Origin of the sequence: Anoxybacteroides rupiense (assembly GCF_014196195.1) — a bacterium.
Taxonomy (GTDB): Bacteria; Bacillota; Bacilli; order Bacillales; family Anoxybacillaceae; genus Anoxybacteroides; species Anoxybacteroides rupiense.
The window spans coordinates 224,588-248,962 of sequence record NZ_JACIDF010000003.1 but is presented as its reverse complement, the minus strand read 5'-3'; the positions used below and the strand labels follow the sequence as shown (position 1 = coordinate 248,962).

Annotated in this window: 20 protein-coding genes, 1 tRNA gene and 1 other annotated feature; all 21 genes read right to left on the bottom strand. The window is 43.7% G+C overall.

Annotated features, from left to right (window positions below):
* Positions 1 to 109 precede the first annotated feature (109 nt).
* The 21 genes from yihA to GGQ95_RS07025 all read right to left on the bottom strand — a co-directional run bounded on the left by yihA (position 110) and on the right by GGQ95_RS07025 (position 24,362).
* A complete protein-coding gene (gene yihA, locus GGQ95_RS07125) occupies positions 110 to 691 on the bottom strand; it encodes a ribosome biogenesis GTP-binding protein YihA/YsxC (RefSeq protein WP_066146260.1) in 582 nt (193 codons plus the stop codon).
* On the bottom strand, positions 688 to 3,012 hold the full coding sequence (gene lon / locus GGQ95_RS07120; RefSeq protein WP_066146263.1) for an endopeptidase La: 2,325 nt from the start codon (positions 3,010 to 3,012) through the stop codon (positions 688 to 690). The genes yihA and lon overlap by 4 nt, the downstream gene beginning before the upstream one ends.
* Positions 3,013 to 3,638: 626 nt before the next feature.
* Complete coding sequence (gene lonB / locus GGQ95_RS07115; RefSeq protein WP_044742947.1) at positions 3,639 to 5,300, bottom strand: ATP-dependent protease LonB; 1,662 nt, start codon at positions 5,298 to 5,300, stop codon at positions 3,639 to 3,641.
* A 397-nt stretch (positions 5,301 to 5,697) separates the two neighbouring features.
* The gene (gene clpX / locus GGQ95_RS07110) at positions 5,698 to 6,963 is read right to left on the bottom strand and encodes an ATP-dependent protease ATP-binding subunit ClpX (protein ID WP_044742948.1); all 1,266 of its coding nucleotides are present in this window, start codon (positions 6,961 to 6,963) and stop codon (positions 5,698 to 5,700) included.
* 267 nt (positions 6,964 to 7,230) lie between these two features.
* On the bottom strand, positions 7,231 to 8,517 hold the full coding sequence (gene tig, locus GGQ95_RS07105; RefSeq protein WP_066146266.1) for a trigger factor: 1,287 nt from the start codon (positions 8,515 to 8,517) through the stop codon (positions 7,231 to 7,233).
* Between the two features lie 137 nt (positions 8,518 to 8,654).
* Positions 8,655 to 9,626: a tetratricopeptide repeat protein gene (locus GGQ95_RS07100; RefSeq protein ID WP_066146269.1), complete on the bottom strand. Its 972-nt coding sequence runs from the start codon at positions 9,624 to 9,626 to the stop codon at positions 8,655 to 8,657.
* Between the two features lie 89 nt (positions 9,627 to 9,715).
* Positions 9,716 to 10,306, bottom strand: coding sequence for a 3-isopropylmalate dehydratase small subunit (gene leuD, locus GGQ95_RS07095; RefSeq protein WP_080862112.1), 591 nt, complete (start codon positions 10,304 to 10,306; stop codon positions 9,716 to 9,718).
* Between the two features lie 9 nt (positions 10,307 to 10,315).
* On the bottom strand, positions 10,316 to 11,740 hold the full coding sequence (gene leuC / locus GGQ95_RS07090) for a 3-isopropylmalate dehydratase large subunit (RefSeq protein ID WP_183186539.1): 1,425 nt from the start codon (positions 11,738 to 11,740) through the stop codon (positions 10,316 to 10,318).
* A 167-nt stretch (positions 11,741 to 11,907) separates the two neighbouring features.
* Entirely contained in the window at positions 11,908 to 13,023 is a 1,116-nt protein-coding gene (gene leuB, locus GGQ95_RS07085) for a 3-isopropylmalate dehydrogenase (RefSeq protein WP_066146278.1), read from the bottom strand.
* A 24-nt stretch (positions 13,024 to 13,047) separates the two neighbouring features.
* Positions 13,048 to 14,598, bottom strand: coding sequence for a 2-isopropylmalate synthase (locus GGQ95_RS07080; protein WP_066146280.1), 1,551 nt, complete (start codon positions 14,596 to 14,598; stop codon positions 13,048 to 13,050).
* Positions 14,585 to 15,610 (bottom strand): ketol-acid reductoisomerase, encoded by a 1,026-nt coding sequence (gene ilvC / locus GGQ95_RS07075; RefSeq protein ID WP_066146282.1) that lies wholly within the window; start codon positions 15,608 to 15,610, stop codon positions 14,585 to 14,587. Before ilvC ends, GGQ95_RS07080 begins: the two co-directional genes overlap by 14 nt.
* 19 nt (positions 15,611 to 15,629) lie before the next feature.
* The gene (gene ilvN, locus GGQ95_RS07070; RefSeq protein ID WP_066146285.1) at positions 15,630 to 16,148 is read right to left on the bottom strand and encodes an acetolactate synthase small subunit; all 519 of its coding nucleotides are present in this window, start codon (positions 16,146 to 16,148) and stop codon (positions 15,630 to 15,632) included.
* The gene (gene ilvB, locus GGQ95_RS07065; protein ID WP_183186538.1) at positions 16,127 to 17,860 is read right to left on the bottom strand and encodes an acetolactate synthase large subunit; all 1,734 of its coding nucleotides are present in this window, start codon (positions 17,858 to 17,860) and stop codon (positions 16,127 to 16,129) included. The genes ilvN and ilvB overlap by 22 nt, the downstream gene beginning before the upstream one ends.
* Positions 17,861 to 17,938: 78 nt before the next feature.
* Positions 17,939 to 18,204: a binding site (T-box leader), on the bottom strand.
* 29 nt (positions 18,205 to 18,233) lie between these two features.
* Entirely contained in the window at positions 18,234 to 19,133 is a 900-nt protein-coding gene (ilvE, locus tag GGQ95_RS07060; RefSeq protein WP_044742958.1) for a branched-chain-amino-acid transaminase, read from the bottom strand.
* A 537-nt stretch (positions 19,134 to 19,670) separates the two neighbouring features.
* Positions 19,671 to 19,744, bottom strand: a tRNA-Arg gene (locus GGQ95_RS07055).
* Positions 19,745 to 19,972: 228 nt separating this feature from the next.
* Positions 19,973 to 20,482, bottom strand: coding sequence for a metallophosphoesterase family protein (locus GGQ95_RS07050; protein ID WP_044742959.1), 510 nt, complete (start codon positions 20,480 to 20,482; stop codon positions 19,973 to 19,975).
* A gap of 4 nt (positions 20,483 to 20,486) precedes the next feature.
* Entirely contained in the window at positions 20,487 to 21,089 is a 603-nt protein-coding gene (locus GGQ95_RS07045; RefSeq protein WP_066146567.1) for an XTP/dITP diphosphatase, read from the bottom strand.
* Positions 21,089 to 21,853, bottom strand: coding sequence for a ribonuclease PH (gene rph / locus GGQ95_RS07040; protein WP_066146291.1), 765 nt, complete (start codon positions 21,851 to 21,853; stop codon positions 21,089 to 21,091). The genes GGQ95_RS07045 and rph overlap by 1 nt, the downstream gene beginning before the upstream one ends.
* An 84-nt stretch (positions 21,854 to 21,937) precedes the next feature.
* Positions 21,938 to 23,014 carry a GerMN domain-containing protein gene (locus GGQ95_RS07035; protein WP_066146294.1) on the bottom strand — a complete coding sequence of 359 codons (1,077 nt, stop codon included), beginning with the start codon at positions 23,012 to 23,014 and terminating at the stop codon, positions 21,938 to 21,940.
* Between the two features lie 99 nt (positions 23,015 to 23,113).
* Positions 23,114 to 23,908, bottom strand: a complete 795-nt coding sequence (racE, locus tag GGQ95_RS07030; protein ID WP_066146297.1) for a glutamate racemase — start codon at positions 23,906 to 23,908, stop codon at positions 23,114 to 23,116.
* A 10-nt stretch (positions 23,909 to 23,918) separates the two neighbouring features.
* A complete protein-coding gene (locus tag GGQ95_RS07025) occupies positions 23,919 to 24,362 on the bottom strand; it encodes a MarR family winged helix-turn-helix transcriptional regulator (protein ID WP_066146302.1) in 444 nt (147 codons plus the stop codon).
* Positions 24,363 to 24,375 lie beyond the last annotated feature (13 nt).

The following is a 24,375-nucleotide window of genomic DNA, read 5'->3' as shown; positions in this document are numbered from 1 at the left end:
CTGTCTTCGCCCTGATTCGAACCGAAAAAACCGGAAGAATGGATGATGCTTAAAAAAGAAGGTAGACGAAGTAAAAGGATTTCGTCTACCTTCTTGTATTTGGACTTCATTACATTCTGCGCAATAAAGCGGACCACGCTTCTTCTTTTCCTTGCCCGGTTTCTGCTGAGAAAAGAATCACTTCATCCTCTTTCGCCATTTTCAATGTTTCCCGAACGACTTTTTGGTGCTTCGGCCATTTTCCTTTTGGCACTTTATCGGCCTTCGTCGCAACCACAATGGTTGGGAGCTGATGATATTTTAAAAATTCGTACATCATCACATCATCCTTCGTTGGTGGATGACGCAAATCGATCACTAATATCACGGCTTTGAGCTGCTCTCTTGTTGTAAAGTACGTTTCCATCATTTTTCCCCAAGCTTGCCTTTCCTGCTTTGAGACTTTAGCAAATCCATAGCCTGGAACATCGACAAAATAAAACGCTTCATTAATAAGATAGAAATTCAGCGTCTGCGTCTTTCCGGGTTTCGAAGAAGTACGCGCCAAATTTTTACGGTTAATCATTTTATTGATAAAGGACGATTTTCCAACATTCGAACGCCCTGCCAATGCAAACTCTGGAAGCATGCCAGCCGGATATTGCTCCGGCTTGACTGCGCTTATCGTAATTTCAGCTGCTGTTACCTTCATAGCTTATCCCCTACTAATGCATGTTGTAATACTTCGTCTAAGTGAGAGACAAGGATAAATTCCAAATCTTTTTTCACGATATTTGGAATATCCTCTAAGTCTTTTTCATTCTCTTTTGGCAAAATAATGGTTTTCAATCCCGCGCGGTGGGCGCTTAATGTTTTCTCTTTTAATCCGCCGATCGGCAACACACGGCCACGCAAAGTAATTTCACCCGTCATCCCGACAAAACGGCTGACGGGCCGTCCTGTCAAAGCAGAAATCAAAGCCGTGGCAATGGTAATTCCCGCTGAAGGCCCGTCTTTTGGAATCGCTCCTTCGGGAACATGAATATGAATATCATTTTTCTCATGAAAATCCGGACTGACTCCAAGCTCTTCAGCACGAGAACGGATATAGCTGAAGGCGGCCTGCGCCGATTCTTTCATGACGTCGCCCAGTTTTCCTGTCAGCACTAATTTTCCTTTTCCAGGAGTGACGGAAACTTCAATGGATAACGTATCTCCGCCAAATGGCGTATAGGCAAGCCCTGTTGCTACTCCAATTTGATCTTGCAGCTCCGCCTGGCCGTAACGATACTTCCGCTTTCCTAAAAACTCTTCAAGGTTCTTTTCCGTCAATACTACTCGTTTCTTTTCTTCAGATACAATGAAGCGGGCCGCTTTTCGGCAAATGGCGGCCAGCTGACGTTCTAGCTCGCGCACTCCGGCTTCGCGCGTATAATAGCGAATGATGTGTAAAATGGCTTCATCGCGCATTTGCAAGCTCGCTTTTTTCAAGCCATGTTCCTTCAGTTGCTTTGGAAGCAAATGCTGCCGCGCGATATGAAGCTTCTCAACCTCTGTATAACCAGGTATCGTAATAATTTCCATACGATCCAATAGCGGCTGCGGAATGGTAGCAAGATTGTTAGCTGTTGCAATAAACATGACTTTTGATAAATCATACGGCTCTTCAATATAGTGGTCGCTGAATGTATGGTTTTGTTCTGGGTCAAGGACCTCCAGAAGCGCTGCTGATGGATCGCCGCGGAAGTCACTCGACATTTTATCAATTTCATCAAGCAGAAAAACGGGATTAATGGTGCCCGCTTTTTTCATTCCTTGAATAATTCGTCCCGGCATCGCTCCCACGTATGTGCGGCGATGTCCGCGAATTTCCGATTCATCGCGCACTCCTCCTAACGAGATGCGAACAAAATGACGGTTCAGCGATTTAGCGATAGAACGAGCAAGCGATGTTTTTCCGACTCCCGGCGGACCAGCTAAACAAAGAATCGGACCTTTTAGTGATTGGGTCAATTGCTGTACAGATAAATATTCGAGCACCCGTTCTTTCACCTTGTCCAACCCGTAATGCTCTTCATGCAGAATCGCTTCCGCTCGCTTAATGTTATGAATATCCTCCGTTTGTTTTTTCCACGGAAGGGCAAGGAGCCAATCAAGATAGTTGCGGATTACCGAGCTTTCCGCTGAAGTAGACGGGACCTTCTCATAACGGTCCAGCTCTTTTAAGGCTGTTTCCTTTACATGATCCGGCATTCCAGCCGCTTCGATTTTTTCTTTAAGTGTTTCAACCTCTCCTGTTTTTCCTTCCTTTTCGCCAAGCTCTTTTTGAATGGCCTTCATTTGCTCGCGCAAATAGTATTCCTTTTGGGTCCGTTCCATCGACTGCTTCACACGCATACTAATTTTTTTCTCCAGCTGCAGCACTTCTTTTTCGTTGTGAAGCACTTGAATAATTTTATGAACTCGTTCCTTAATATCTACTGTTTCTAAGATTTCTTGTTTTCCTTCAAGCTTCAGCGGCAAATGTGAAGCAATAATATCAGCCATCCGCCCTGGTTCATCAATGTCAGCTACAGAAGCAAAAATATCAGCAGAGAGTTTTTTCGATAAATTTATGTATTGCTCAAAATATTCAAGCATGGTCCGTTTAAGAGCTTCGTCTTCTAAATCTTTCACTTCGGGATCAACAAATTTTTCGGCCTTGACGATAAAGCAAGGCTCTTCATGAACCGTTGCTATGATTTTCGCCCGGCAAATCCCTTCCACTAATACTCTGAACGTTCCGTTCGGAAGCTTTAACAGCTGCTTCACACGCGCCAGCGTTCCCATCTCATATAGCTCGTCCACACTCGGTTCATCAATCGAAACATCCTTTTGTGATGTAAGCAAAACGATATGATCCTCGACCATTGCCTTTTCCAACGCTTGAACCGACTTTTCTCGGCCGACATCAAGATGCAACACCATCGTCGGGAATACGAGCAATCCCCGCAATGGAAGGAGGGGAACGATGGTCTCTTTCTTTTTCGCCACGGCAAACACCTCCACACTTCACTTTCTATTCGTCTATTGTATAGCACCATCATATGTTTGTAAAATCAGAAGTACATGGATTCATCTATAAAATTCATGCTCCCTATTTCTCCTATCTACAAGCGCACCCCAAAGATGGAACAACTTGATTTTATGGAGAAAGGAAAACAAATTCTTCCGACCGTCGCAGATAAACCGCACAAGCGTGTAACCAAGCTTCGAGCCATACCTCTTTCAGACTAAACGATTCATTGTTTTAAGCGTCCGATCGGTGCATAATCCAGAGCTACATGTGCAAGGCTCCGCTTTCCCTATAATAGACTAACGCTATTCTTTCTCGATATAGAACCGGGTGGATCTTGCGCTTGTTTATTTAAGCAACGTAACGATAGAACTCTCATTGGATGCGCCAACATTCCTCCGTATATGACGGTCCGACCGCCGAAAGCAGCAAATTTTGCGTTTGAACGAGCATCGATTCTTGTTGGGAGACCATTCGCTCATGGATCGAATGCCGAATCATGAACCGTGATAAGATCGATCAGATTTTCGCGGCGAATTTCTTTCAACAAAGAAAAGCCGACTTTGACGCAGCGAACATACAGCGCGCCAAAGCCGTCATTTCACTACACGAACTTCGTCTCAGATTGATCGGCAGCAGCTGGAATCGAGCCATCTCTTTCCTGTCCGAATAGAACAGAGAGGACGTTTTCTAAACGGCGGACAGGGATGATTTCAATACCGTTGATTTCATTGAGCATGGATTGCATGTTTTCAAATGGAATGATCACTTTTTTCGCTCCCGCTTGTTTGGCTGCCTTTACTTTCGGAAAAATTCCCCCCACGGGCTTAACATGGCCATGAATGCTAATTTCTCCCGTCATGGCGATCGTCGGGTCTACCGGCAGACGATAAATGGCGGAATAAATGCCTACTGCCATTGCAATTCCTGCGGATGGACCATCAACCGGAATACCGCCTGGGAAATTTACGTGGATATCATAGCGATCGGCTGGGACCCCCATCGCCCTTAATGCCGTAATCACGTTTTCAATCGAGCCGCGTGCCATACTTTTTCGACGAATCGATTTTTCTCCGCTGCCGATGCTTTCTTCTTCCACAATCCCTGTAATATTGAGTGTTCCCTTTTCTTTTGTCGGCAGGGCGGTCACTTCAATCTCCAACAACGCCCCGGTATTCGGCCCGTACACGGCTAGACCATTGACGAAGCCGACCGTTGAGGTTTCGTGAATTTTCTTTTCATACCTTGGCGAAAGCTGGCTCGAATGAATGACCCATTCGATATCTTTATCGAGAATCGTATCGCGTTTTTCAGAAATAGCAATCCCTGCGGCAATTTGCATTAAATTAACCGCTTCGCGACCATTTCGCGCATGCGTTGCCAAAAGGCGGATGCCGTTTTCTGAAACATTCAAGTGAATCTTCTCCGCCGCCTTCCGAGCAATGAGCGCCACTTCCTCTTGATCAAGCTCACGGAAAAATACTTCAAGGCAACGAGAACGAATGGCCGGAGGAATTTCATTTGGCGTCCTCGTCGTTGCCCCGACAAGACGAAAATCGGCAGGAAGACCATTTTGGAAAATGTCGTGAATATGAGTCGGGATTTGCGGATTTTCTTCACTATAATAGGCGCTTTCGAAAAACACTTTTCGATCCTCAAGCACTTTAAGCAGTTTATTCATCTGAATAGGATGCAGCTCACCAATTTCATCAATAAAAAGAATTCCTCCATGCGCGTGTGTAACAGCGCCCTGCTTTGGCTGCGGAATGCCAGCTTGTCCCATCGCCCCCGCCCCTTGATAAATCGGATCGTGGACAGAGCCGATAAGCGGATCGGCAATGCCTCGTTCATCAAATCGAGCGGTGGTCGCATCTAGTTCCACAAATACCGCATTTTTTTTAAACGGCGAAACCGGATTTTTTTTCGCTTCTTCTAATACAAGGCGAGCAGCCGCTGTTTTTCCAACTCCCGGAGGCCCGTAAATGATGACATGCTGGGGATTGGGCCCGCACAATGCCGCTTTCAATGCCTTAATGCCATCCTCTTGTCCGACAATATCGCTGAAATGCTTTGGTCTCACCTTTTCGGCAAGCGGTTCTGTTAAAGAAATTGAACGGAGCTTTCGAAGCTGCTCCATTTCTTTTCGCGATTCTTTATCAATCGAAACCTTCTGGGTACGTTGATTTTTGAGCAAATTCCAAAAGTAGAGACCGATAATGACCCCAAAAAATAGTTGCACAAATAAAGCGATGTTTGTCCAGTTCATTAGCTTAAATCCTCCTGCTCCAATAAGTATGTAGTACGTATAGTATCTCCTCCTGGAAGCAGGAATAAACAAAAAAGAAGCTGCCTTCTCTCAAGACAGCTTCAGACTGTTCACAAACGCTTCGATCCTGCGTCACCGTCCGCTCATCCGCGCTGATGAACACCTTGGTTCAATCTGCGTTTTCGCTCGGCTCGATTCATCTGCCACAAGCATTTTCGACTGCCTGAGGCAAGAAAACGCGAAATAAACGGTTGCATGAACCTCTCCTCTCTTCCACTTCGCTTAGAGAGGGGGGGACTTCTCGGTGGATGGTATTCAAGCGCTTGTAGCCAAAGTCCTTTTGACTTTGGCTACAAGCTTGGAAGCTGTTTTCTCTCAAGAACCGCTTCATATGCCGTTAAGCAGACGTTTTGCGCTCCTGCTCCACAACCGTACCGTCGTGACGGATTAATTTCGGCGCTTTCGCATCACGCACGGTCTCTGCTGTAATCACACATTTTTGCACATCTTCGCGGGAAGGAAGCTCAAACATCACATCAAGCATGATTCCTTCAATGATGGAGCGAAGACCACGAGCACCCGTTTTTCGCTCGATCGCTTTTTTCGCAATCTCAGAAAGTGCTTCTTTTTCAAATTCAAGTTCCACATTATCAAGTTCAAGCATTTTTTGGTATTGCTTGACAATCGCATTTTTCGGCTTCGTCAAGATTTCGATTAACGCCGCCTCATCAAGCGGTTCTAAGCTTGTAATAACAGGCAAGCGTCCCACAAACTCCGGAATTAATCCAAATTTCAGCAAGTCCTCCGGCAATACTTTTGATAGCAAATTCTTTTCATCTACATCGTTTTGCTGCGTTTCTGCGCCAAATCCGATTACTTTTTTGCCAAGACGACGTTTAATAATCGGCTCAATTCCGTCAAACGCACCGCCGCAAATGAATAAAATGTTCGTTGTATCAATTTGAATAAACTCTTGATGCGGATGCTTCCGGCCGCCTTGTGGCGGAACGCTGGCAATCGTGCCTTCTAAAATTTTTAAAAGCGCTTGCTGCACTCCTTCTCCGGATACATCACGCGTAATGGATGGATTCTCCGATTTGCGGGCAATTTTGTCAATTTCATCAATGTAAATGATCCCTTTTTCCGCCTTTTCCACATCATAGTCAGCAGCTTGAATCAATTTTAGAAGAATGTTTTCGACATCTTCACCGACATAACCGGCCTCTGTTAACGAGGTGGCATCAGCAATAGCAAACGGCACATTTAAGATGCGCGCTAACGTCTGAGCAAGCAATGTTTTCCCGCTTCCAGTCGGACCAATCATCAAAATATTGCTTTTTGATAGCTCAACATCGTCGACCTTGCTGTTGGAGTTGATCCGTTTATAATGATTATAAACAGCAACTGCCAGCGATTTTTTCGCTCGATCCTGGCCGATGACGTACTCGTCTAAAATCTCTTGAATTTCTTTTGGCTTCGGAACATCTTTAAATTCAAATTCCTCTTCATTGCCAAGCTCTTCCTCGACAATTTCAGTGCAAAGCTCAATACACTCATCACATATGTATACTCCAGGACCTGCTACTAGCTTACGGACTTGATCCTGTGTCTTTCCGCAGAAAGAACATTTCAATTGCCCTTTCTCATCATTAAATTTAAACATGCTTTCACCCCTTGCTCTAGAATTCACATCGCTGGTATGTACTACATTTGTTTAACTTTCCACAATTTATTCTGTATTATCAGCTTATGTATTCGTCATTTTATCATAAATCATTATACAAACGCTAATAAAAAATCATTACATATTTGAAAAATTAGAAAATTCTCAACTATGATATATCGTATTCATTTATGAAAGAACAAGGCACGAACTGCATCGCGCCTTGTTCTTATGAATGCGCAGAGAGCAATAGGCTTCTTCGCTTTTTTATTGAGCAGCTGTGCTATGTTCCACAAGCAAATCGACCACTTTGCGGAATTTCACATCTTCCTTGACAACTTCAAGATTTCCTAGCAGCTCTTTAATTTTGTCAACCGTCAAATTATAAGCTTCAGCCATTTTTTCAAGCTCTGCATTTACTTCTTCTTCCGTTGCTTCAATGTTTTCAGCTTTCGCAATCGCTTCTAACGTTAAAGAAATGCGTACGCGCTTTTCTGCGTCCTCTTTCATTTGTTCGCGAAGCGCTGCTTCATCTTGTCCAGAGAATTGATAGTAAAGGTTGAGATTTAATCCTTGCATTTGCAGGCGTTGATCAAATTCGCGTAACATGCGATCTGTTTCTGTTTTAATCATCGCTTCAGGGATGTCGATTTCTGCATTTTCTGCTGCCTTTTCGACCACTGCGTCACGAAGCGCTGCTTCTGCTTCGTTCTTTTTTGTTTCCTCTAATCTGTTGCGTGTTTTCTCTTTCAATTGCTCTAGCGTTTCTACTTCCTCATCGACATCTTTAGCAAATTCATCATCTAACGCTGGCAATTGCTTCGTTTTCACTTCATGCACCTTGATTTTGAAGACTGCTGGTTTTCCAGCCAGTTCTTCGGCATGATACTCTTCAGGGAACGTCACTTCGATTTCTTTTTCCGCTCCTGCTTCCAATCCGATTAACTGGTCTTCAAAACCAGGAATGAATGTGCCAGAACCGATGACAAGTGAATAGTTTTCAGCCTTTCCACCTTCAAACGGCTCTCCATTTACAAATCCTTCAAAATCAATGACCACTGTATCGCCGTCTTCTACTTTTCCTTCTTCTTTTACCACAAGCTCAGCATAGTTTTCTTGAAGACGTTTTAATTCATTTTCAACATCTTCCTCTGTCACTGTATCATCTTGCTTTTCTACTTGAAGCCCTTTATATTCTCCTAACTTCACTTCCGGCTTTACTGTTACTTTTGCTTTAAAAATTAAGCTTTTTCCTTTTTCAATTTGTTCAACATCAATATGCGGATAGTCAACAGGCTCAATTCCTGTTTCTTCTACTGCGTTCGCATAAGCCTCAGGTAATAAAATATCAAGAGCATCTTGATATAACGCTTCAACACCAAAACGCTTCTCAAATAGAGAACGCGGAACTTTGCCTTTGCGGAATCCTGGAATGCTCACATTTTTCACTACTTTTTTAAATGCAGCATCTAATCCTTCGTTTACTTTTTCTGCATCTACTTCAATAGTAAGAACGCCTTCGTTCCCCTCTAATTTTTCCCATTTTGCTACCATACTTTTCCCTCCAACACAAAATCATCTAAGTCAGCACCATCAAATAAGCATGTATGTAAGCAACAGATGTAAAGATATACGTAATACAACCATTATATTATAACATACAATCATAAGGTTTCAATATAAACGATAGATTAAATGAAAGAAATTTCTTCTATTTCATAAAGTTTTTCACATAGTTGTGTCACTTCTTGTTCACAAACATGATAACGTTCTGCGATTTCGGTTATTGTCATTTCGATTCCTTGAAGCCGACAGGCTGACAAATGCAAAGCCGCAATCCACGTCTCCTCAGAAACCGGCAAAGGGGCAAAAGGATACAGCGTGTAAATATAGCGCATCCAAATATGCGAAGCCGTCTCATATAAGCTCGGACTATCGCTTCCTAATGTTCGTTCTAGCTTTTGCAATATATCGGTTGCAAATTGTGTTTCTATCGCCTCGTTTAGCTGTTCGGGAATGATCGTCATGATTTTTCCGAATTTATGAATGACTAGTTCCTCGCTCACCTTTTTGGCCGTAAGCAAGCGCAGCAACATCGTTTTGGCCATCGGATGATTGTCTTCATTTGCTAAATATTGCTTTAACATCGGGAGCAACGGAACGATATGTTCGTTTTCTAGCCGTTGGATCGCTTTGAGCTGATCTTCGATACGCTTGGATTGAAGCAGCTGCTCAATCTCTTCATTAGAACTGGCGGAAAAAGATGATCTCATTTTTCGGCTAAAGCGCAATAATTGAAGCAGCTGCTCTCGTTCATGTGGATGGAGCTTTTTATCTTGCAGAGCTGTCTCAAGCATTTCATCAGCCTCTGCATATTGCTCTAAATGAATTAAAATGGATAAATAAAGCTGAAGAAGCTCTATATCCGTCACCTCTTGCTTCTTCCAAAGCAAATGCTGGCATCTTTGCTTGGCTTCCTCCCATTCTCCCATTTCAAACAGGCAGAGAATGATGCTCAGCTCTACTTCAGACTCCTTCGTTCCTAATTTTTGAGCCTCAGTAAGAAAATAAAGCGCATCCTGATATTTTTCTTCTTTCAATGCTTCTAGACCCTTCTCTAGCAGCCTTTTTCTTAAATTTGGAAATGGAATAATATTCCCCATCTTCACTCACCGTTTTTTAATTTGGTTATCAGTATACCAATATTCCACAAAAAAGCCAACTCTGTAACAGAGTCGGCTTCTCTACTCATTCAAATGACCAGCGTTTTTTTTTCATATTCTTCGATATACGATTCATACATAAACGTCAAATCAATTTCATCCCATCCCTTTAATAATAGCTGCTTTCGATATGAATCAATTTCAAACGTACGGTTAAATCCGCTTTCGTCATATATGCGTTGTTCCTCTAAGGAAATGGTTAATTCATAATCGGCGCGCTTGCTTTTATGCAAAAGATATTCGACGTCATGTTTGGCAAGACGAATCGGCAGCAATCCATTTTTCAGGCAGTTATTATAAAAAATATCGGCAAACGAAGGAGCCACCACCGCTTGAAATCCATAATCCTGTAACGCCCATGGAGCATGCTCGCGGGAGGAGCCGCAGCCGAAGTTTTCATTTGCCACAAGAATGGTGGCTCCTTCGTTTTCAGGCCGGTTTAATTCAAAATGAGGATTGAGAATCTGGCCATCGAGATAGCGCCAATCATAAAATAAAAATTTCCCAAACCCTGTTCTTTCAATTCGTTTTAAAAATTGTTTTGGAATAATTTGATCGGTATCAATGTTCGCGCGATCTATTCCGACAACCTTTCCTTTATGGACAGTAAATGGCTGCATGCTTTTCTTTCATCTCCTTTCCCCAATCGATTCAGCTTGCAGCTTTCTAATATCGACAAATCGGCCGTAAATCGCCGCTGCGGCTGCCATTTTTGGGCTGACTAAATGAGTCCTTGCTCCTTTTCCTTGCCGTCCTTCAAAATTTCGATTGGATGTTGAAGCACAATGCTCTCCTTCCGGAACAATGTCCGGATTCATCCCTAAGCACATGCTGCAGCCAGAATCGCGCCATTCAAATCCAGCCTCGATAAAAATTTGCGCTAATCCCTCTTCTTCCGCTCTCCGCTTCACTTCTTGTGAACCGGGAACCACAAGCGCTCTGACGCCTGGTGCTACTCTCTTTCCTTTGACAATTTCCGCCGCTGCCCGCAAATCGCTTATTCGTGAATTCGTACAGGAGCCAATAAATACGTGCTGGATTTTCATTTCACTGATTGGCGTTCCCGGCTCCAATCCCATATATTGCAAGGCAAGCTGAACCGCTTTTTGCTCTGTTTCATCTGCAAAATCCTCTGGGTACGGAACCTTTCCATTGATCGGTGCGCTCATGCCCGGTGTCGTTCCCCATGTTACCATGGGGGCAATCGAAGCAGCGTCTATTTCTAACGTGCGATCATAGGTTGCTCCCTCATCCGTCGCAAGCATTTGCCATTGCTCAACAGCTTTTTCAAAATCCTCTCCTTTTGGAGCATATTTTCGGCCCCGCAAATACTCAAAGGTCGTGTCATCTGGACTAATTAATCCCGCTCTTGCCCCTGCTTCGATGGACATATTACAAATGGTCATTCTTTCTTCCATCGACATCTGGCGAATGACATCTCCTGTGAATTCAATAATGTACCCTGTTCCTACGTCGACCCCATATTGATGAATAATCGCTAAAATCACATCTTTGGCTGTCACCCCATCGGACAAGCGACCGTTAATGCGTATTTCAAGCGTTTTCGGCCGTTGCTGCCATAGGGTTTGTGTCGCGAGAACATGCTCTACTTCACTTGTTCCAATTCCAAATGCAAGCGCTCCAAATGCCCCGTGTGTCGACGTATGGCTATCGCCGCATACAATCGTTTTTCCCGGCTGGGTCAACCCTAGCTCCGGACCGATGACATGAACGATTCCTTGCTCAGAACTATGCAAATCAGCCAGTGGAATCGAAAATTCACGGCAATTTTTTTCCAAGGCGGCAATTTGATTTCTCGCAATCTCATCTTCAATGACAAAGCGGTTAACAGTGGGAACGTTATGATCCATCGTCGCAAAAGTCAAATCAGGGCGGCGTACTTTTCTCCCTTTCTGTCTCAATCCTTCAAATGCTTGGGGTGAGGTAACTTCATGCACTAAATGTAAATCAATATATAATAAATCCGGCTTCCCCGCTTCCCGATAAACCACATGATGTTCCCATACTTTTTCAATAATTGTTTTTGGTTTCATACGATCCCCCTCTCTAAGGAATAAAACTGTTCTTAGCCAACTCCGTTTATCGCTATCTATGAAAATGCTGAACGCCTGACGGACAAAAAGATATGTCCGTTGGCGTTCTTGTTGATCCCCTATTCTCTTTCGATTCTATCGGGCCCATTCATCTTTAGCGCCGTTCATTAGGCATATACCGCCATAATATTAAAAATGGCTTCATCATCTAAAATGGTCGCTCGAATTTCATCCACCATGTCTTTGGTAGAAACGACATGCTGTCCTTTTTTCGCTACATCTACTGTTCGATAGCCTGACGTTAATACTTGCTGAACCGCCTTTTCGATAGCGTCAGCTTCTTTGTTGAGACCAAATGATAAACGAAGCATCATCGCCGCCGATAAAATAGTAGCAATCGGATTCGCTTTGTTTTGTCCAGCAAGATCAGGCGCTGACCCGTGAATCGGCTCATATAAGCTAGGACCTGTTGTTGACAAGCTAGCGGATGGGAGCATCCCTAACGATCCGGTTAGCATGGAAGCTTCATCGCTTAAAATGTCACCAAACATATTTTCCGTCACTAATACATCAAATTGCTTTGGATTTCGAATCAACTGCATCGCCGCATTGTCCACGAGCATGTGCTCTAACTCTACATCAGGATAATCGCAAGCGACCTCTTCGGCAATCTCACGCCACATTCTGCTTGATTCGAGCACATTTGCTTTATCGACAGATGTGACTTTTTTTCTTCTTTTTCTTGCTAATTCAAACGCTGTTTTTAAAATTCGTTTAATCTCTTCTCGCTTATAAAGAAGGGTATCAATGGCTGCCTCTTCTCCATTCTCTACACGTCGGCCGCTTGGCTTGCCAAAATATAGACCACCTGTTAGCTCTCTTACAATAAGCAAATCCGCTTCGCGAATGATATGCGCTTTTAACGGGGATGAGTCGGCTAAGCTTGGATACACCTTTACCGGGCGCAAATTAGCAAATAAGTTCATTTCTTTGCGAATGGCCAGCAACCCTTTTTCCGGGCGCAAATGTGGAGGGTTTTTATCCCACTTTGGACCGCCAACCGCCCCAAGAAGAACGGCATCGCTTTGACGGCACATATGAAGCGTTTCATCTGGAAGCGGCGTTCCTTTCCGATCAATCGCTTCTCCACCGATAAGTCCGTATTTAAAGATGAATTGATGGTGAAACCGAGAAGCGATTGCCTGTAATACTTCTACAGCTCCTGACGTGACTTCTTTTCCCACTCCGTCTCCTGGCAATACAGCAATCCGATATGTTCCCATAGTGAACCCCTCCATATTATTTGATTAATTTTTAATGACTACTTTTTGATTTTCTTCCCTCATTTTTTCAATCATAAACACCCTGTTCACCGCGTTAATATAAGCTTTCGCGGATGCTTCGAGCACGTCTTGGGCAGTCCCGCGCCCGCTTGTTTCCATTTCGTTGACGCGCACTTTTACGAATACCTGAGCAAGAGCATCTCTTCCGCCGCTGACGGATTCAATCCGATAATCCAACAACTTGACCTCTGTTTTGAAGCAACGCTCTAATGTGTTGTACAAAGATTCTACACTCCCGGCTCCTGTTGCTGCCTCTTGAATTTCATTGCCTTGCCCATCCATCAATACGACGACAGCTGTCGGAATTTGATTTGTTCCATATTGGACTTGAATGGAGGACAACTGATAAAACTCTTTAAAAAGATCAAATTTTTCTTCAAAGATTAAAGCAACTAAATCATCATCGGTAATATCTTTTTTCTTGTCGGCCAACTCTTTAAAGCGGACAAACAGCTTATTAATTTCCGCTTCTGACAGCGTGTAGCCGAGCTCCACGACACGATTACGCAACGCATGGCGGCCCGAATGCTTTCCTAACACCATCGAGTTCGATTGAACCCCAACAAGCTCTGGAGAAATAATTTCATACGTCGTCTTTTCTTTTAGCACCCCATCTTGGTGAATGCCAGATTCATGCGCAAAAGCATTTTTTCCGACAATCGCTTTATTCGCTGGAAGCGTCATTCCTGTCAGTTTGCTCACTAAATTGCTTGTTCGCTTAATTTCTTGAAGATTGAGGCCGGTTTCTGCCTTGTAATAATCTTTGCGGATATAAAGGGCAACCGCGATTTCCTCTAATGCCGCATTCCCCGCCCGTTCACCGATGCCATTAATGGTTCCTTCGATCTGCGTGGCGCCGTGCTCAATCGCAGCAAGTGAGTTCGCTACAGCCATCCCTAAATCATCGTGGCAATGAGCTGACAACGATATTTTTTCAATATTCGGAACATTTTTTCTTAAAAAATCGAAGATCTCCCCATATTCTTTTGGCGTGATGTATCCTACCGTATCAGGAATGTTGATCACACTCGCTCCCGCTTCAATGACTTTGGCCACAATTTCCGCTAGGAAAGGAAGCTCGCTTCGACAAGCATCTTCTGCAGACCATTGCACAATCGGAAAGTAACGTTTAGCATACTTGACAGAGGAAACCGCTGCTTCAATGACTTGTTCCGGCGTCATTCTCAGTTTATGAGCCATATGAATCGGTGAAGTGGCAATAAACAAGTGCAAACGCGGCTCTGCCCCTCCTTTTAATGCCTCCCATGCTGTGTCAATATCGCTCTGGACCGAGCGAGAAAGCCCGGTCACAGAACTATGTTTAATCGTTTCCGCAATTTGTTTAACCGATTGAAAATCCCCTTTGGAGGCGGCAGGAAAACCTGCTTCAATAATATCCACCTTAAGCCTTTCCAATTGTCGAGCGATTTCTAGCTTTTCCTGTAAATTTAAATTTACGCCGGCTGACTGCTCCCCATCACGCAAGGTTGTGTCAAAAATATTAATTTTTCGCACTGGTGACCACCACTTCTTTCTGTTTCGCTTTCACAAACGGCATCATGCTTCTCAACTCGCGCCCGACTGTTTCGATTAGATGCTCATTTTCCCTTCTATTGATCGCATTGAATTCTGGGCGATTCGCTTGATTTTCCAAAATCCAGCCTTTAGCAAATTTCCCTGTTTGAATATCTTCAAGCACCTTTTTCATTTCGGCTTTCACTGAATCATTAATGATGCGCGGCCCAGAAATAAAATCTCCCCATTGCGCGGTGTCGGAAATGGAGTGGCGCATCCATGCAAGTCCTCCCTCATACATAAGGTCAACGATCAGCTTCATCTCGTGAAGACATTCAAAGTAGGCCACTTCTGGCTGATATCCTGCTTCGACAAGCGTTTCAAATCCAGCCTTCACAAGCGATGTCAATCCGCCGCATAATACCGCTTGTTCGCCGAACAGATCTGTTTCCGTCTCTTCTTTGAAAGTCGTCTCCAACACTCCTGCTCGTGCCGCTCCGATCGCTTTCGCATAGGCGAGCGCTGTTTCCTTCGCTTCCCCTGTGACATCCTGATACACAGCAATCAACGCTGGCACTCCAGCTCCTTCTGTATATGTGCGGCGCACTAAATGTCCAGGACCTTTTGGAGCCACTAAGAAAACATCCACATCCTGCGGCGGAACAATTTGATTGAAATGAATGTTAAACCCATGAGCAAATACGAGAGCATTGCCTGGCTGCAATTCTGGCTCAATTTCTTCTTTATATACAGACGGCTGTTTCTCATCTGGAAGCAAAATCATAATCGCATCGGCTTCTCGTGTTGCTTCCCGCACCGTGCGGACTTGAAAACCATCCTGCTCCGCTTGATTCCATGATCTTCCCGGACGAAGACCGACAACAACTTCTATCCCGCTGTCGCGAAGATTTTGTGCATGTGCATGCCCTTGAGAACCATATCCAATAATCGCTACTTTTTTCGATTGTAAATATTGTTCGTTTGCATCCCCATTATAGTAAACTTTTTCCATTTTAAATCCCTCTCCTTTTTCAAATGATAAATGCAGTTTTATAGGAAGCGGCTGCTTTTTGCGAGCCGCGTGTAAATGCGGTTGTACCAGTTCTGGCGACTTCTTTAATTCCGTAAGACTTTAATAAATCAATAAGCGCCTCTACTTTCTCTGGCTCCCCCGTTACTTGAATGACGAGGCTCTCCTTGCCCACATCGACAATCGCAGCGCGGAACGGCTCGATAAGGGTATAAATTTCCTGACGCGCGGCTGGATTGACCGCTACTTTAATAAGCGCCAGCTCTCTTGCTACGATCGCTTGATCCGTAATATCATGGACCTTCAACACATCGATTTGCTTGTTTAATTGTTTCGTAATTTGTTCCGCTGTACGTTCGTCCTCCACATTGACAACAAATGTCATGCGGGAGATTCCTTCTGTTTCTGTGTGTCCGACTGTAATGCTTTCGATATTGTAATGGCGTTTTGTAAATAAACCCGTAATCCGGTTGAGCACGCCTGGACGATTATGAACCGTCATTGTAATGATTCTTCGCACAATTTCACCCCCACCATTTCATGCAGGCCCTTTCCTGGCGCCACCATTGGATATACATTTTCATCAGCCGCTACGTGAATATCGAGCAATACTGGTTCGTGAAGGGAAAAAGCTTGCTGTAATACGCGGACAGCTTCCGCTTCTGTTTTCGCCCGCAATCCCTTTATATTGTAAGCCTCGGCCAGTTTGACAAAATCCGGCTGGTTCGGAATGAGCGAGTGCGAGTATCGCTTTTCGTAAAAGAGCTGCTGCCACTGCCGCACCATGCCGAGCGATTGATTGTTCACAATCACCACTTTAATCGGCAGCTTCAATTCTTGAATAACCGATAGCTCTTGCAACGTCATTTGAAATCCGCCATCGCCGACAATCGAAACAACAGTCGCTTGCCGATCGGCTAACTGTGCCCCAATCGCCGCCGGAAGCCCAAACCCCATCGTGCCGAGCCCTCCTGAAGTAACCCAACGGTTTGGCTGTTTGAACTTGTAATACTGCGCAGTCCACATTTGATGCTGCCCTACATCCGTGGTAACAATGGCTTCTCCATCTGTGAGCTCATAAATCATCTCAATTAACTTCTGCGGCTTCATCGTTCCAGGCTCATTTTTATAAACGAGCGGAAATCCTTTTTTCCATTCTGCTAACTGTGCAAGCCATTCATCTGTATCAGCCGGCCTTCCTTCTTGAAGAATCAGCTCTTTTAGTGCTTCTTTCGCGTCGCTCACAATCGGGATTTTCGTTGGCACATTTTTGCCGATTTCCGCTGGATCGATATCAATGTGCGCCACCGTTGCTTTCGGAGCAAAACAGTTTAAATTTCCAGTCACACGATCATCAAAACGGGCGCCAATATTGATTAATAAATCGCATTCGTATAAGGCCATATTCGCTGTATACGTTCCGTGCATCCCCGCCATGCCCAGAAAAAGTGGATGGTCTGCCGGAAAGCCTCCGAGTCCCAACAACGTATGGATGACGGGGATTTTTTGCTGCTCCGCATATTGCTGCAGCTCTTGAGATGCATTGGCATGCAATACGCCCGCTCCCGCTAAAATGACTGGGCGTTTGGCTTGGCTCACTGCTTCAACCAGCTTGCGAATTTGCAAATGGTTAGGATAAACGGTTGGCTGATATCCAGGAAGACGAACAGGCTGTTCATAATCAAATTCTCCTTCTTGGGTCGTCATATCCTTTGGAATATCAATCAGTACTGGTCCTGGCCGCCCTGTTGTCGCAATATGAAATGCTTCTTTAATAATCTTCGGAAGCTCCTGGACATGGCGAACTTGATAGCTGTGCTTCGTGATCGGCATGGTAATTCCAACGACATCCGCTTCTTGAAAGGCATCAGAACCGATGACTCCTGACGCTACTTGGCCAGTAAAAACAACCAACGGCAACGAATCCATCATCGCATCTGTTAAGCCTGTCACAATGTTTGTTGCTCCAGGACCGGACGTCGCAATGACAACCCCTGGTTTTCCAGAAATGCGGGCATAGCCTTCTGCTGCATGAATGGCTCCTTGTTCGTGGCGCGTTAAAACATGGAAAATGCCTGAATCATACAATTTGTCGTAAATCGGCAATACCGCTCCTCCTGGATATCCAAAGATCACTTCTACTTTCTCTGCTTTTAATGCCTCTATCAGCATGAATGCTCCGCTTATTCTCATTTTTTGCTTCCTTTTCTCCTCGACTTTCATGTTTGCCATGCTTCATCCTTCCTCCTCAATTTTTATAAAAGCAATGAAAAAGCCTCTTCACCCCATCATGACCTACTTGTTCTAGGTCAAAGGGGCGAAAAGGCTTTCTTTCCGCGGTACCACCCTTTTTCATGGTCAACTGACCACCTCATGAGCATCTGAAATGTTCAGACGCTCTTTTTAATAACGAGTGGAGCGCTTTTGATTCCACCCGTCCAACTCTACTAGCCAAAGCGTTCAAGCTGGCGCTCAGAGGTGAGTTCATCAAGCGGCAGCATCACCGGTTTTCAGCTCCCCCGGCTCTCTGTAGATGCTTTTTTCCGTTGACTACTTATCCTCTTCAACACTTTCATGTCGTTTAATTGTCATGGTTCATTTACAATTAACCCGCATTCACATTTGTGTGATATACTTTGACACCTTCAGCTACTACCTTTTGTCTAAAGGCTTCAAGCAGCCTTTTCGTATGAACTCCCGGAACCCCTTCACCGATGGTCCGGCCATCCACTTTTACAACGGCAATCACTTCCGCCGCCGTTCCTGTTAAAAATACTTCATCAGCAGTATAAACATCATGGCGAGTGAACGGTTCTTCTTTAACGACATAGCCAAGCTCTCTAGCCATATCGATAATCGCCTCTCTTGTAATTCCTTCAAGAGCGCCTACATATCCCGGCGGTGTATACAAAACACCATTTTTCACAATAAACACATTATCCGCTGATCCTTCAGCTACATAGCCTTGATCGTTTAACATTAACGCTTCGCTGACATTGGCTAAATGAGCTTCAATTCGAACGAGAACGTTATTTAAATAGTTCAATGATTTTACTTTTGGACTTAGCACATCTGGGCGATTTCTTCTTGTCGCCACTGTCACCACTTCGATTCCCGTTTCATATAAATGTTTTGGAAAGATAGCCAACGGCTCCACGATAATGACGACTTGCGGATTTTGACATTTATACGGATCAAGACCTAAATCTCCGACCCCCCGCGAAACAACCACTCGAATATATGCATCTTGAAATTGGTTTTTTTGAACCGATTGAACAATTAAATCCGTTAGTTCTTCTTTTGTGTAAGGAATAGTTAATAAAATGGATTTGGCCGAGTTATACAAACGATCAATATGTTCTTGGAGGCGAAAGACGTTTCCGCTATAGACGCGTATTCCCTCAAACACGCCATCCCCGTACAGAAAACCATGGTCGTATACGGAAACCTTTGCATTTTCTTTCGTAACAAACTCGCCGTTTAAAAAAATCCATTGTTCACTCAATGTTTTTCCCCTCTTCCCTTGGTAAGTGCGCCATCTTGTAAGCGTCTTATTTTTTTATTCGATTAATTTATTTGAAAATTATAATAAGGGCAAAATAAGGAAGAGTCAATACTATTTTTTGAATATTTAGATTCGTTCGAATATTTGAATACGCTTACATTATGATTGTACCAAGCAATAGAAAGAAGGAAAATTTTTTTAAAATTCATGGCAAAAACGGGTTTTTAGTTCTTTTTTATGGAGTAAGAGGATAATATTCCAATTTTGTTATTGAAGTGCAGAAACAGTTTTCTGTCCATTCCTTAAGTCCTATTTTCACAGTCTTCGATCATGGGATACATACATGTGGATTTTCTAAAAAACAACGGTGGGAGAGGCTAGACACCTTCTACTTATGTTTCAGAGGCTTACTCATAAGCTATACTTACAGAGGAGGCTGAGCGTTTTATTATTTACAAGATTCCATAGCCACCATTCAAGCGTGATAGGCCGGCAAATTAAGAAAAAGCCCTTGCATATGCAAAGGCTTTTTCTTAGCGTCCCAGGAGAGACTCGAACTCCCGACCGACGGCTTAGAAGGCCGCTGCTCTATCCAACTGAGCTACTGGGACATCGTATATGAAATTAATAAGTCTACAATTTGCGTCTGCTTGGCTACCATAGCAGCGCCCGCATGTTCTCTGTTCGCCTCGTCTTTTCTTTCACCTTATTCAGCCCTAGAAAGCCAATCCACACAACAAACAAGGTGCCGATTTGGCGACTCTTAAAGCCATTTTTTATTATACGAAAGGGAGTGGATAAAGTCAATAATATAAAAAAGAGCGGGAATGGTTTCCCGCTCAAAGAATGAATGATTGAGCCAAGGAAGGCACTTCTTGACCGTTCACATCATAAAATTGAACGGTTGCTTGTCCATTCTTAATTTCAAGCAATGCATATGTTTTCTCCTTTCGCATCCTCGGCAAAAGAAGGCTTCCCGGATTAATAAACAAAAGATTGTTGACCATCTCCGCTCCAGCAATATGCGAATGGCCAAAGCAGACCACTTGAGCATTCGCTTCTTGAGCGCGGTAATAAAGATTCATCAGCGTCATTTTGACATTATATAGATGACCATGCGTAATAAAAAATCGCACGCCGTGAATTTCTTCGCTTCTTTCTTTTGGAAAGCCTTTGTCGAAATCACAATTGCCAGCAACCGAACGAAATTCTTGCAATTCGGCACAGTCGCTCGGCAATTCAGAATCCCCGCAATGAATGAACGCATCCACTTGGTTAGCGTGGCGCTGTTTGATCTCTGTTAGCTCTTTCGTCATTCCATGACTGTCACTGACAATGAGCACTCTCATTTTGTTACTCCCCGCTTATGATGGTATCCCATTTTTCATTTAATTTAGCCAGCGCATCAGCGCGGTGGCTTATTTTATTTTTTACTTCCTTTGGCAATTCGGCCATTGTTTTATTTTTTTCAGGAACATAAAAAATCGGATCATAGCCAAATCCGTTCTCACCTTTTGGCTCTTCTGCGATATAGCCTTCACATGTTCCTTCGACAATCGCCGTCGGCCTTCCAGGAATCGCAATCGCCAATGTGCAATGAAAACGCGCTGTTCTCTGTTCAAATGGAACTCCTTTTAATTCTTTTAATACTTTTGCTATATTCGCTTGATCATCTTTTTCTTCGCCGGCATAACGCGCCGAGTAAACACCAGGCCTGCCGTCGAGAGCATCAATGGACAGGCCCGAATCGTCAGCAATCACCATTTGCTGAAAGTACGCGGCCATTGCTTCAGCTTTTAATCGCGCGTTTTCTGCAAATGTATCTCCCGTTTCCTCGACATCTGGACAATTAGGAAAATCTAATAACGTTTTAACCTGCATTCCTTTTTCATTGAATAATGCTTCAAATTCTCTTGCTTTTCCAGTGTTTTTTGTTGCAATAATCACTTGTTTTATCATTTCTTCACACGTTCCTCTGCATCATATTGAATTTTTTCTGCTAGTGTTCCTAGCACGTTCTTCTGAATCTCAATTAATTGGCGAATTCCTAATTCCGCTGCTTCTAGCATCTCTTGGAGCTCGGCTCGAGAAAATGTCGCTTCCTCTCCCGTTCCTTGAATTTCTACGAAACGCCCGGAACCGGTCATCACGACGTTCATATCAACATTGGCCTGCGAATCCTCCGCATAGTTCAAGTCAAGAATGATACCATGCTGCGGATCAATCCCCACAGATGTCGCCGCAAGAAAATCACGCACAGGAAATTCAGCCACTTTATTTTCTTCAAGTAATTTCGCAAAAGCGAGCACCATCGCAACAAAGGCGCCTGTTATTGCGGCTGTTCTTGTTCCTCCATCGGCCTGGATCACGTCACAGTCAATCCAAATCGTTTTTTCCCCCATTTTGTCTAAATCGACAACCGAACGAAGCGCTCTGCCAATCAGACGTTGAATTTCCATTGTTCTGCCCGATAATTTTCCCTTGCTGGATTCTCGAATATTGCGCTGTTCAGTTGCTCGCGGCAGCATCGCATATTCCGCTGTAATCCATCCTTTTCCGCCGCCTCTCATAAACGGCGGAACCTTATCATCGATGCTGGCTGTACAAATCACCTTTGTATCGCCGACAGCAATTAACACAGAGCCCTCCGCATGTTTAATAAAGTTTGTTTCAATATGTACTGGTCGAAGTTGCAAGCTTTCTCTTCCATCGCCTCTCATGAAAAAAGCCCCCTTAAAAGTACCAAAAATAAAATAGTAAAGAGGTAGTATATGACCTACCTCTTTTTATACCATATTATAACATTAAAAACTACCGGTGTTCACATTTTCTGGTCTTGTTACTGGTTCTGAAAGTGCTTTTCCATCTTCTTTAACAAGATCAGCTTTTCCATTCACTGTGATGGACACACTTTCAATTCCTTTTTGTTCTGTTAATGATAGAACAAGAGAGTTCAGCACAGCTTCAGAAATCACATGTTTTTTATTGCTTCCATAAATCGCGTCGTTAAAGTTTAGCGTCACTTTGCCATCTTTATAAACTGGCTTGTCAATAAGCTGAACATCTGGCTGGAAGTCACTGACCAGTCCGCTGCCATATTTCGGACCTTTGATCAATTCATTAACGGCTGCGGCAATATCATCCTTTTGCTCGTTGGAGATGCGTCGTGTCACTGGCACGTAGTATGTCTGCTCCCCTTGCTGCTCTACAAAATAGACGACGATCGGGCGAGTGTTCGTAATATCGACAACATTGCTTGTATCGATATTGATGCCATCTTCGCGGCTGACCCCATCTTGAATCGGTGTTCCATCCACCGGCATAACTGTTTGATCGTGTCCATTAATACGTATTTTCACCTTTTTAACATTATCAAATTGCGTTAATGTCCATGTAATAGCTTGCAAAATTTTCTTTTCATCTTCTGCCTTATAATGAGCAAATTCTGGCGAAAAATCAGCTACAATCGTTCCATCTTTTTGCAAATTAACGCTTAATACGCGGGTGTCAGCTGGCAATACTGCTCGAAACCCATTCGGCAGCATATCTTCTATAGGTCCTCCTTGTACTAAATACTCAAGGGCCTGTTTCGCAACGGCATCTGTTTTAGGCAATGAAAGGGTCTGAGGCACAACGAAACCATTTTTATCAATTAAATAAAGCTCGCGTTTGACTGTTTCTGTTGCCTGTGATTCTTTTGCCGTTCCGTTCGCTTTCTCTTTTGGCTGTTGCAGCGACTCCCCGTTTTTCAAGTAGCTGACATCCTGCGGTGGATCAATTTCTTTTACTGCTTGATCCTTTCCAAATAATCCGCATCCGCTTAACAAAATCATGGAAGCTATAACCGGTGCAGCAAGTTTATACGTTCGCCGATTCAACATCACATAGTCCCTCCTAACAGTGGTTTGTACTATTATGTATACGAGCCGCTTAAAAAAATAGAATAAAAAAATCCTTCAGCTTACCGCTGAAGGATTTTTTTATAATTCAATCGTTTGGATATTATCAACAGGCTGTCCAAACAATCTTGATGCAATTTTTTGGAACATTTCCTTCGGACCAGTTGTCAAAAAGAGGTGATCGGCTATTTTTTCTCCTGTCTGCAACAACTCGCTATGATGTAAAATCGTGCTCACTTCACGAGCCGTCTCATCGCCCGAACAAATCAGCTTCACTTTTTTCCCCATATATTCGTGAATAAGCGGACTTAACAGCGGATAGTGCGTGCATCCTAAAATCAATACATCGATTCCGCTTGATTTCAAAGGCTTAAGCGATTCAGCCACAATCTGCTTCGCTTCTTCTCCTTCGAAAATCCCGCTTTCAACAAGTGGAACAAATTTTGGACAAGCCAAGCTTTCTACATGAACACGGTGATTAATGGACTTCAACGCCTTTTCATATGCGCGGCTTTTCACTGTTCCTATTGTGCCGATCACACCGATTTGCTCGTTCTTTGTCATTTTTAACGCTGCACGCGCCCCCGGATGCACCACTCCTAACACCGGGATATTCAATTCGTTGCGAATTTCTTCAAGCACAACGGCTGTCGCCGTGTTACATGCAATGACAAGCATTTTAATATCATATTGCAGCAAATAATTCGTCATTTCCCAAGTGAATCGACGAATTTCCTCTTCCGGTCGAGGACCGTATGGACACCTTGCTGTATCTCCTAGATAAATAATTCGTTCTTTTGGCAACTGCCGCATAATTTCCTTTGCGACCGTTAGTCCTCCAACTCCTGAATCGATAACTCCTATTGATCTTTCCAAGTGATTCGCCTCATTCTTTTTTCATTTCTTGATGCAATTTTTTTAAGCTTTCTTCTAAAAGAGCAACTTCCTCTGCTGAAAAATTTTCCAGCACTAACGCCAAATCATGCTGACGTTTTTTGATGACTTCTCGAATAATGCGTTCGCCTTCATGAAGGAGATGAATGCGCACCACTCTGCGATCCTTTTGATCTTTCACTCTTGTTACTAGCTTGTTTTTTTCCATTCGATCAATTAAATCGGTTGTTGTGCTGCAGGCTAGCTCCATTTTATTCGATAGCTCGCCGATGGTCATATCTCCTTCTTCGAAAAGCAGCTGCAAGGCAATAAATTGCTGTCTTGTAATTGGATATCGAACTAAAACTTCTCTTCCTTTTCGTTTTAAAATCGCCGCAATATAACGGAGCGATTTTTCTAGCTCAGCAATAGCCTTTTCATCCATTTCAACTGGCATACAATCTCCCCTA

Bases quoted from the DNA above. Each gene is read 5' to 3' on its own strand.
- yihA (WP_066146260.1), bottom strand. From the start codon at position 691: ATGAAGGTAACAGCAGCTGAAATTACGATAAGCGCAGTCAAGCCGGAG.
- lonB (WP_044742947.1), bottom strand. From the start codon at position 5,300: ATGAACTGGACAAACATCGCTTTATTTGTGCAACTATTTTTTGGGGTC.
- clpX (WP_044742948.1), bottom strand. From the start codon at position 6,963: ATGTTTAAATTTAATGATGAGAAAGGGCAATTGAAATGTTCTTTCTGC.
- tig (WP_066146266.1), bottom strand. From the start codon at position 8,517: ATGGTAGCAAAATGGGAAAAATTAGAGGGGAACGAAGGCGTTCTTACT.
- GGQ95_RS07100 (WP_066146269.1), bottom strand. From the start codon at position 9,626: ATGGGGAATATTATTCCATTTCCAAATTTAAGAAAAAGGCTGCTAGAG.
- leuD (WP_080862112.1), bottom strand. From the start codon at position 10,306: ATGCAGCCATTTACTGTCCATAAAGGAAAGGTTGTCGGAATAGATCGC.
- leuC (WP_183186539.1), bottom strand. From the start codon at position 11,740: ATGAAACCAAAAACAATTATTGAAAAAGTATGGGAACATCATGTGGTT.
- leuB (WP_066146278.1), bottom strand. From the start codon at position 13,023: ATGGGAACATATCGGATTGCTGTATTGCCAGGAGACGGAGTGGGAAAA.
- ilvC (WP_066146282.1), bottom strand. From the start codon at position 15,610: ATGGAAAAAGTTTACTATAATGGGGATGCAAACGAACAATATTTACAA.
- ilvB (WP_183186538.1), bottom strand. From the start codon at position 17,860: ATGGCAAACATGAAAGTCGAGGAGAAAAGGAAGCAAAAAATGAGAATA.
- GGQ95_RS07050 (WP_044742959.1), bottom strand. From the start codon at position 20,482: ATGAGAGTGCTCATTGTCAGTGACAGTCATGGAATGACGAAAGAGCTA.
- rph (WP_066146291.1), bottom strand. From the start codon at position 21,853: ATGAGAGGCGATGGAAGAGAAAGCTTGCAACTTCGACCAGTACATATT.
- GGQ95_RS07035 (WP_066146294.1), bottom strand. From the start codon at position 23,014: ATGTTGAATCGGCGAACGTATAAACTTGCTGCACCGGTTATAGCTTCC.
- GGQ95_RS07025 (WP_066146302.1), bottom strand. From the start codon at position 24,362: ATGCCAGTTGAAATGGATGAAAAGGCTATTGCTGAGCTAGAAAAATCG.